Genomic DNA, 8,831 nt, shown 5'->3' on the forward strand with positions numbered 1-8,831 from the left:
GAAGACAATGGGGCAGGCCGGCTGAAGATCTTCGTCGGTGCTGCGCCCGGCGTCGGCAAGACCTACGAGATGCTGCAGAGCGCCCATGCCAAGCGCAGGGCCGGTGTCGATGTGGTGGTCGGCGTGGTGGAGACCCACGGCCGCGCCGAGACCGAGGCGCTGCTGGACGGGCTGGAAGTGATCCCGCGCCGCCGCTTCGACCATAAGGGGCAGCAGCTCGAGGAGATGGACCTCGACGCGCTGATCGCCCGGCATCCTCAAATCGCTTTGGTCGACGAACTCGCCCATACCAATGCGCCGGGCAGCCGGCATCCCAAGCGCTACCTCGACGTCCAGGAGCTGTTGAGCCACGGCATCGACGTCTATACCGCCGTCAATATCCAGCACATCGAGAGCCTCAACGACGTCGTCGCGCAGATCACCCATGTGCGGGTGCGCGAGACTGTGCCGGACTCGGTGTTCGACGGTGCCGACGCCATCGAGCTGATCGACCTCACCCCGGACGACCTGATCCAGCGCCTGAAGGAAGGCAAGGTCTATGTGCCCCGGCAGGCCGAGCGCGCGCTGGAGCACTATTTCTCGCCCGGCAACCTGACCGCCCTGCGCGAACTGGCGCTGCGCCGCACCGCGGAGCGGGTCGACGAGCAGTTGCTCACCCACATGCAGGCCAATGCCATTGCGGGCCCCTGGGCTGCCGGCGAACGCATCCTGGTCTGCGTCAGCGAGGATCCGCGCGCTGCAGGCCTCGTTCGCTATACCAAGCGGTTGGCGGATCGGTTGCATGCTCCGTGGACCGCGATTTCCATCGAGACCCGACGCAGCCTGCAACTCAGCGAGGAGCAGCGCGACCGGCTGGCCGACACGCTGCGGCTGGCGGAGGCGCTGGGCGCCGAAGCGCTGACCGTCCCCGGCGCCGGGCGGCGCATTGCCGACGACGTGCTGGGCTTCGCGCGAGCCAACAACGTCACGCAGATCGTCACTGGAAAGGCGTCGCGGTCGTGGATGTTCGAGCTGCTGCGTGGCTCCGTGGTGCACGACCTGGTACGGCGCGCCGGAAACATCAGCGTGCATGTCATCGCCGGCGATGACGCCACCGGCGCCGTGGCGAAGAAGTCTGTGCAGGCGGCCGAGCGTAGCGAGCCGTTCGATCCCAAACCCTATCTCGCCGCGTTGGCCGTGGTTGCGGTGGCGCTTGGCGTCGCCAAGCTGATCCAGCCGATGTTCGGCATCGAGAATGTCGATCTGGTGTTCCTCACCGCCGTGGTCAGCGTGGCCGTACGCTACGGGCTGTGGCCGTCGCTGCTGGCCAGCGTGGTGGCATCCCTGTGCTACAATTTCTTCTTTCTGCCGCCGGTCTACACCTTCACCATCACCGACCCGACCAATGTCGCGGCATTCTTCTTCTTCATGCTGATCGCGCTGCTGGTCTCCAATCTCGCCGCACGCGTGCGCAGCCAGGCGGTGGCGGCGATGGGCCGGGTGCGCACCACGGAATCGCTCTACGCCTTCAGCCGCAAGCTGGCCGGTACCGCCGCGCTGGACGATGTGCTGTGGGCCACCGCGTACCAGACCGCTCTGATGCTCAAGGTGCGCGTGGTGCTGCTGCTGCCGGAGCAGGGCGTCATCACCGTGAAGGCCGGCTATCCGCCGGAGGATGAGCTCGACAAGGCGGATCTCGCGGCCGCCAACTGGGCCTGGGCCAACGATCGCCCAGCGGGGCGGGGCTCGGACACCTTGCCGGGCGCCAAGCGACTGTTCCTGCCGATGCGGACCGGTCGCGGGTCGATCGGCGTGATCGGTATCGATGACGACCGCACCGGACCGTTGCTGACACCGGACCAGCGCCGGCTGCTCGACGCGCTGGTCGACCAGGGCGCGCTGGCCATCGAACGCGTGCAATTGGTGGAGGACATGGACCGCGCCCAGCGCAGCATCGAATCCGACCGGCTGCGCCAGGCGCTGCTGACCTCGATCTCGCACGACCTCAAGACGCCGCTTGCCTCGGTGCTGGGTGCCGCGACGACCATGCGGGATCTGCTGCCGAAGCTGTCCGACAGCGAGCGCGCCGACCTGCTCGGCACGATCATCGACGAATCCGAGCGGCTGAATCGCTTCATCGCCAACCTGCTCGACATGACCAAGCTGGAGGCTGGAGCCATCGTGCCGAACAGCGCGCTGCACGATCTCGGCGATATCATCGGCAGCGCGTTGCGCCGCGCCATTAAGATCCTCGGCGACCACAAAGTTGTGCTCGACCTGGCAACCGATCCGCCGATGCTGGAGCTGGATGCCGTGCTGTTCGAGCAGGTGCTGTTCAACCTGCTCGATAATGCCGCCAAATACGCGCCGGCGGGCACCGCCATCACCATTCGGGCGCAGCGCGACGAGGACTCCGTGGTGCTGCAGATCCTCGACGAGGGCGCCGGCATTCCCCCGCGGATCTCGAGCGCGTGTTCGACAAGTTCTACCGGGTGCAGAAGGGCGATCACGTCCGCGCCGGCACCGGGCTTGGGCTCGCGATCTCGCGCGGCTTCATCGAAGCCATGCATGGTACCATTTCCGCCACCAACCGCACCGACCGCAGCGGTGCCGCCATGATCATCCGGCTGCCGATACCGCCGGCCACTGAAGCCCTGGACACCGCCGCATGAATGCCGCCGCCATCAAGGTCCTGGTCATCGACGACGAACCGCCGATCCGCAAGCTGCTGCGCATGGGGTTGAGCACCCAGGGCTACGAAATTCTCGAAGCGTCCAATGGCACGCTGGCGCTCGAATTGCTGGCGCAGGATCCGGCGCTGATCATCCTCGACCTCGGCCTGCCGGACATCCAGGGCCACGACCTGCTGCGCATGATCCGCGCCCGCAACGACAGCGTGCCCATCGTGGTGCTGTCGAGCAGGGGCGATGAGGCCGGCAAGGTGCAGGCACTGGATCTCGGCGCCGACGACTACCTGACAAAACCGTTCGGCATGGACGAATTGCTGGCGCGGATGCGCGCCGCGCTGCGCCACCAGTTGCAGGTGCATGGCGAACGGCCGGTGTTCAAGTCGGGCGAGTTGTCGGTCGATCTGGTGCGTCGGCTGGTCAAGGTCGGCGATCGCGATGTGAAACTGTCGCCCAAGGAATATGAACTGCTGCGCGTGCTGGTGCAGCACGCCGGCAAAGTACTGACCCACCGCTTCCTCCTCAAGGAATTGTGGGACGAACTCACAGACGCGCAATACCTGCGCGTCTATGTCCGTCAGCTCAGGCAGAAGATCGAACCCGATCCCGAACGCCCGCAATATGTGCTGACCGAAACCGGGATCGGCTACCGGTTGAAGGCGGCGGATTAGCAAGATACACAGCCGCCGTTATCCTCGCCTGAACGCAATTGCGTTCAGGCTGGAGGCGCTCGCCTCTTGGCGAGCCTCGAAGGATGCGGCCACAGACGCTTGCTGCCCATCCTTCGAGGCCGTCGCAAGTGCGACGGCGCCTCAGGATGACGGTGGAGTCCGGTCAACTCAGGAACCATCAATCGCCGCGGATATTATTTCCGGCCACAGGAGATCAGATCATGGCTCGAAAATATTCCACGGCGGCATCGTCGGATGTCGAACGTGCAGTCAAGAAGCAGAAGGCTGGCAAGCTGAAAAGCGGCCGCTCCGGCAAGAAGGTCACCAGCCGCAAGCAGGCCATTGCCATCGGACTGTCGGAGGCGCGCGCCGAAGGCAAGAAGGTGCCGAAGAAGAAGACGGCCAAAAAGACCGCAAAGAAAGCCGCCAAGAAGTCGGTGAAGAAGACCGCCAGGAAGACGGCGAAGAAAAAGTCCGCCAAGAAGAGCAAGCGGAAATCCAGCAAACGATAATCGCGCTATTTGGTCTGCAGGGTGGCCTTCAACAGGTGCGCCTTGCATTCCTCGCTCTTGCCCTGCGCCAGCGCCTCATTGGCAGCGCCGATTTCCTCGGACGCAGTTGCCTTCTGCTTGCTGTCCTTCATCTTGCCGATGGTTTCCGCGGTGGCGGCGATGTTGGCAGCGGTGCAGTCCCGCGTTTGCAGGGTCGTCTGGGCGCCCGCGGCCCCGATCGACAGCGCCATCGCGATGAGCAGGAAGGAAGTCAACCACAATCCGTACATCAGCTCGCCTTGCGCTGGCGAGCCGTGGATCGGTGCGCCTTCTTGGCGGGACGCGACCTTGCGGCGCGCGACGTTGCGGCAGAGGCGCGCTTGGCGGGCGCCGCCTTTCCGCCCTTCAGGCTCTGCTGCAGCGCGTCCATCAGGCTGATGACATTGTCGGGCTTCTCGGACTTTTCGACGGTCTTGATCGACTTGCCGGCGGCCTTGCGCTTGACCAGCGCCTTCAGCGCGTTCTCGTATTCGTCCTTGAATTTCGACGGATCGAAGTGCGACGCCTTGCTGTCCAGGATATGCACGGCGAGGTCGATCATGTCCTTGGAGATTTTCGGGCTCTTGATGTCCTCGAAATAGTCGTTCTCGTCGCGCACCTCATAGGGATAGCGCAGAGTGGTCCCAAGCAGGCCCTTGCCGAGCGGTTCGATGGCGATGATGTGTTCGCGGTTGGTCAGCACGATGCGCGCCAAGGCGACGCGGTCCTTGTCCTTCATGGCGTCGCGGATCACGGCGAAGGCGTCGATGCCGGCCTTGCCGTCCGGGGCGATGTAATACGGATGGTTGAGGAAACGCTTGTCGATCTCGTCGCGCGGCACGAAGTTGTCGATGTCGATGGTGTGGTTGCTCTCGATCTGCACGGCTTCCAGTTCGTCCTTCTCGATCGGGACGAACTCACCCTTGCTGATCTCGTAGCCGCGGCCCTTCTGGTCTTTCTCCACCACGTCGCCGGTCTCGGCGTCGACCATCTGCTGCTTCAGCCGGTTGCCGGTCTCGGTGTTGATCATGTGAAAGCGGGTTTTTTCGACCGTGGTGGAGGCCGGATACAGCACCACCGGGCAGGAGACGAGGGAGAGCTTCAGGGAGCCCTTCCAATAGGCACGCGGCGGGGCCATCAAATTCTCCTGCGGTACGCATGTTGCCTTTCCCGGTCGCAATTCACGCAACGCACGGGCTTTCGGGAACTTCAACGACAATTGCCGGTTTTGGTTCCGGGGCCGGATGAGCGGCATTTGCAAGTGAGTGGGGTTCGCCGTGGTCGACAAACAACTGTCTGTCTATCGCAAGAAACGCGATTTCGAGCAGACCAGCGAGCCATCGGGCGAGACCGCCATCGCTCCGTCGAACCGGCGGCGCTTCGTGATCCAGAAACATGACGCCACCCGGCTGCACTATGACCTGCGGCTGGAATGGGGTGGCGTGTTCAAGTCCTGGGCCGTGACGCGGGGCCCGTCGCTGGACCCGGCCGACAAGCGCCTTGCCGTGGAGGTCGAGGACCATCCGCTGGACTATGGCGACTTCGAAGGCACCATTCCCAAGGGGCAGTATGGCGGCGGCACGGTGCAGCTGTGGGACCGCGGCTACTGGGAGTGCGAAGATCCGGAGCGCGGATTCAAGAAAGGCGATCTCAAGTTCACGCTGGAAGGCGAGAAGCTGCATGGCGGCTGGGTACTGGTGCGGATGCGCCATGATCGCAATGGCGGCAAGCGGACCAACTGGCTGCTGATCAAGCATCGCGATGAATACGCCAAAGAGGGCAAGGCCAACACGGTGCTCGACGCGGATGCGTCGGTGGCCTCCGGCCGCGCCATGGCCGATATCGCCGCCGGCAAGGGGCGATCGCCAAAGCCTTTCATGACCGGCAAGTCGGCGAAGACCAAGGCCGATGCGGTGTGGGATTCGAACAAGGGTCTGGCGGCGGATGAACGCGCAGGCAAGATAGGGAAGACCAACGCAGATGTCACCCAGGCGAAGCAGACGCCGGCGAAGAAGAAAGCCAGGAAAACTGCAAAAAAGACGGCGGTGAAATCCGCAAAGCCTTCGAAGACTGCGGCGATGCCTGATTTCGTCGCGCCGGAGCTGTGCACCTCAGTGGACCGGCCGCCGGGTGGCGCCGGCTGGGCGCATGAGATCAAGTTCGACGGCTACCGCGTCCAGCTGCGCGTCGAGGACGGCGCGGCGACGCTGAAGACCCGCAAGGGGCTGGACTGGACCGCCAAGTTTCAGGCCATTGCCGATGAGGCCGCAGCACTGCCGGATGCAATGATCGACGGCGAGATCGTGGCGCTGGACAAGCACGGCGCCCCGGATTTTGCTGCGCTGCAGGCGGCGCTGTCCGATGGCGACAGCCATGCGCTGATCTTCTTTGCCTTTGACCTGTTGTTCGCCGACGGCGAGGACTTGCGAAAACTGCCGCTGGCGGACCGCAAGGCGCGGCTGAAAGAACTGCTGCTGGCCGCGCGCGGCAAGCGCAAGGAAGGCCTGATCCGCTATGTCGAGCATTTCGAGACCGGCGGCGACGCCATCCTGCAATCCGCCTGCAAGCTGTCGCTGGAGGGCATCGTCTCCAAAAACTGGATTCGCCCTATCGCTCCGGTCGTTCCGAGAGCTGGACCAAGGCCAAATGCCGCGCCGGCCATGAGGTCGTGATCGGCGGCTGGAAGAGCAATGCCGGCAAATTCCGCTCGCTTCTGGTCGGCGTCAATCGCGGCGATCATCTGGCCTATGTCGGCGTGGTCGGCACCGGCTACGGCCAGGACAAGGTCAAGGCACTGATGCCGGCGCTGAAGGCGGCGGCGGCGAAACAGAGCCCGTTCGGCGGCAAGGAGACCCCGCCGGGCGGCCGCGACGTGCACTGGCTGAAGCCGGAGCTGGTGGCGGAGATCGAGTTTGCCGGCTTCACCGGTGCCGGCATGGTGCGCCAAGCGGCGTTCAAGGGATTGCGTCAGGACAAGCCGGCCGATGAAGTCGAGGCCGAGGTTCCGAAGAAGACTGCGCTGGCCGAGCCGAAGCCGAAGCGCGGTGCGAAGAAGGCCGCGAAAGCCAAACCTGCCGCGAACGCATCGGCCGGCGTATCCGACGTCATGGGCGTAGTGATCTCCAAGCCCGACAAGGAGCTGTGGCCCGACGCGGGTGATGGCGAGCCGGTGACCAAGCTCGATCTCGCCCGCTATTTCGAAGCCGTGGGCGGCTGGATGATCGGCCATATCAAAGGCCGTCCATGCTCCATCGTACGCGCGCCCGATGGCATCAAGGGCAACCAGATATTCTTCCAGCGCCATGCCATGCCGGGCACCTCAAACCTGCTGGAACTGGTGAAAGTGTCGGGCGACCGAAAACCCTATCTGCAGGTCGACCGCGTCGAAGGGCTGGCGGCGGTGGCGCAGATCGGCGGGCTCGAACTGCATCCGTGGAATTGCGCGCCCGATCAGCCGGAAGTGCCCGGCCGGCTGATCTTCGATCTTGATCCTGCGCCGGATGTGGAATTCTCCGCGGTATTGGACGCTGCGCGCGAGATGCGCGAGCGGCTGACGGCGCTTGGGCTGGAAAGCTTCTGCAAGACCACCGGCGGCAAGGGCCTGCATGTGGTGGCGCCGCTGCGGCATGGCGCGAAGGACAAGGTCGACTGGAAGACCGCCAAGGCATTTGCGCAGGGCGTGTGCCAGCAGATGACCGATGACGATCCGGAGCGCTACCTGATCAACATGTCGAAGAAGCTGCGCGCCGGAAAGATCTTCCTCGATTACTTGCGCAACGACAGGATGTCGACCGCGGTGGCGGTGCTGTCGCCGCGGGCGCGCGACGGCGCCACCGTGTCGATGCCGCTGACCTGGACGCAGCTGCGCAGCGATCTCGATCCGAAGAAGTTCACGGTCCGAACGGTCCCGGCGCTGCTGGCGCGCTCGAAGGCATGGGCGGACTACGATGAGGCGGCGGCTTCGTTGAAGCCCGCGATCAGAAAGCGGGGTTCGTAGATAACACAACGAAACATGTCATCGCCCGGCTTGCCCGGGCGACCCAGTAAACGCGGTCGTTCATGATTGAAATCAGCTTCTGCATTTACTGGATCGCCCGCTTTCGCGGGCGATGACAATCGAGAAAGACACAAGAAAGCGCGCGATCCATTGCTGGATCGCGCGCTCAGTTTCGGGAGCTGTTACAGCTTGCCGAGCAGCAGGAGGATCAGCAGGATCACGACAATCAAGCCGAGGCCGCCGCCGCCGTAGTAGCCGGTGCCGTAGAACGGGCCGCCGCCGATGCCGCTGAAACCGCCGAGCAGAGCGATCACGAGAATGATAAGAATGATTGTTCCGATTGACATGTATTTCTCCTCAGCCCGGCAGGCGGGACATATCGCCGCTGCCTTCATGCCGGGAAAAACGTGCCGCAACTCATTAAGTTCCCTCCGATGAAACCCGATTTCTGCTCTTTCTTTTTGCGCGCGCCGTCCCACATGAAGTTGAACACAAAGGATTTTCAGTCATGGCCGCGCCGCTCGTCGTCTCCATTCCGCATCGTCTTGGTCGGGACGAGGCCGTGCGCCGTTTGAGAACAGGACTGAGCCGCGCGGCGTCCAGCGTGCCGGTGCTGAAGGTCGACGAGGAGCGGTGGGACGGCGACCGGATGATCTTTCGGGTCCGCGCGCTCGGGCAGGCGGCCAGCGGCCATGTTGATGTCGATGAAGATCATGTGCGCGTCGAGGTGATGCTGCCCTGGTTGTTGCAGCGCTTTGCTCAAGCGGCGCAGGCGGCGATCAAGGCGCGCGGCAACCTGCTGCTGACCAAGAAGAGCTGACGATTGCGCAGTTCTGCTGCAATGCACTAAGCGAATTGGTGCTGTGCTGCAGCATAGAAAACGTCGATGGAACCCCACCGCCCTACACAGAATTTTCGTCAACGCATGATCAATAATTGTGTGGCCAGATAACGTGGTGCGGAGAAG

At 63.8% G+C, this 8,831-nt stretch carries 6 protein-coding genes and 2 pseudogenes; 5 read left to right on the forward strand and 3 right to left on the reverse strand.

The window, feature by feature from the left end; genetic code table 11:
• Positions 1 to 69 precede the first annotated feature (69 nt).
• The 3 genes and pseudogenes from ONR75_RS09560 (at position 70) to ONR75_RS09570 (ending at position 3,849) form a co-directional block, all read left to right on the forward strand.
• A pseudogene (locus ONR75_RS09560) lies at positions 70 to 2,651 on the forward strand (DUF4118 domain-containing protein).
• Positions 2,648 to 3,337, forward strand: coding sequence for a response regulator (locus tag ONR75_RS09565; RefSeq protein WP_265082373.1), 690 nt, complete (start codon positions 2,648 to 2,650; stop codon positions 3,335 to 3,337). Before ONR75_RS09560 ends, ONR75_RS09565 begins: the two are co-directional and overlap by 4 nt.
• Positions 3,338 to 3,558: 221 nt before the next feature.
• A complete protein-coding gene (locus ONR75_RS09570; RefSeq protein WP_265082374.1) occupies positions 3,559 to 3,849 on the forward strand; it encodes a DUF6496 domain-containing protein in 291 nt (96 codons plus the stop codon).
• 5 nt (positions 3,850 to 3,854) lie between these two features.
• On the opposite strand, the gene ONR75_RS09575 is transcribed toward ONR75_RS09570, so the two are convergent.
• Positions 3,855 to 4,103 (reverse strand): hypothetical protein, encoded by a 249-nt coding sequence (locus ONR75_RS09575; protein ID WP_265082375.1) that lies wholly within the window; start codon positions 4,101 to 4,103, stop codon positions 3,855 to 3,857.
• Between the two features lie 14 nt (positions 4,104 to 4,117).
• Positions 4,118 to 5,005 carry a Ku protein gene (locus ONR75_RS09580; RefSeq protein ID WP_265082376.1) on the reverse strand — a complete coding sequence of 296 codons (888 nt, stop codon included), beginning with the start codon at positions 5,003 to 5,005 and terminating at the stop codon, positions 4,118 to 4,120.
• A gap of 139 nt (positions 5,006 to 5,144) precedes the next feature.
• Between ONR75_RS09580 and ligD the strand changes: the two are divergent.
• Positions 5,145 to 7,864 (forward strand): annotated as a pseudogene (ligD, locus tag ONR75_RS09585) (DNA ligase D).
• A gap of 182 nt (positions 7,865 to 8,046) precedes the next feature.
• Here the strand turns inward: ligD and ONR75_RS09590 are convergent.
• Positions 8,047 to 8,211, reverse strand: coding sequence for a DUF3309 family protein (locus ONR75_RS09590; protein WP_265082377.1), 165 nt, complete (start codon positions 8,209 to 8,211; stop codon positions 8,047 to 8,049).
• Between the two features lie 161 nt (positions 8,212 to 8,372).
• On the opposite strand from ONR75_RS09590, the gene ONR75_RS09595 reads away from it, so the two are divergent.
• On the forward strand, positions 8,373 to 8,684 hold the full coding sequence (locus tag ONR75_RS09595) for a polyhydroxyalkanoic acid system family protein (protein WP_265082378.1): 312 nt from the start codon (positions 8,373 to 8,375) through the stop codon (positions 8,682 to 8,684).
• Positions 8,685 to 8,831: the final 147 nt, after the last annotated feature.

This window comes from Rhodopseudomonas sp. P2A-2r (genome assembly GCF_026015985.1).
Taxonomy (GTDB): Bacteria; Pseudomonadota; Alphaproteobacteria; order Rhizobiales; family Xanthobacteraceae; genus Tardiphaga.

Bases quoted from the DNA above. Each gene is read 5' to 3' on its own strand.
- ONR75_RS09565 (WP_265082373.1), top strand. From the start codon at position 2,648: ATGAATGCCGCCGCCATCAAGGTCCTGGTCATCGACGACGAACCGCCG.
- ONR75_RS09570 (WP_265082374.1), top strand. From the start codon at position 3,559: ATGGCTCGAAAATATTCCACGGCGGCATCGTCGGATGTCGAACGTGCA.
- ONR75_RS09580 (WP_265082376.1), bottom strand. From the start codon at position 5,005: ATGGCCCCGCCGCGTGCCTATTGGAAGGGCTCCCTGAAGCTCTCCCTC.
- ONR75_RS09590 (WP_265082377.1), bottom strand. From the start codon at position 8,211: ATGTCAATCGGAACAATCATTCTTATCATTCTCGTGATCGCTCTGCTC.
- ONR75_RS09595 (WP_265082378.1), top strand. From the start codon at position 8,373: ATGGCCGCGCCGCTCGTCGTCTCCATTCCGCATCGTCTTGGTCGGGAC.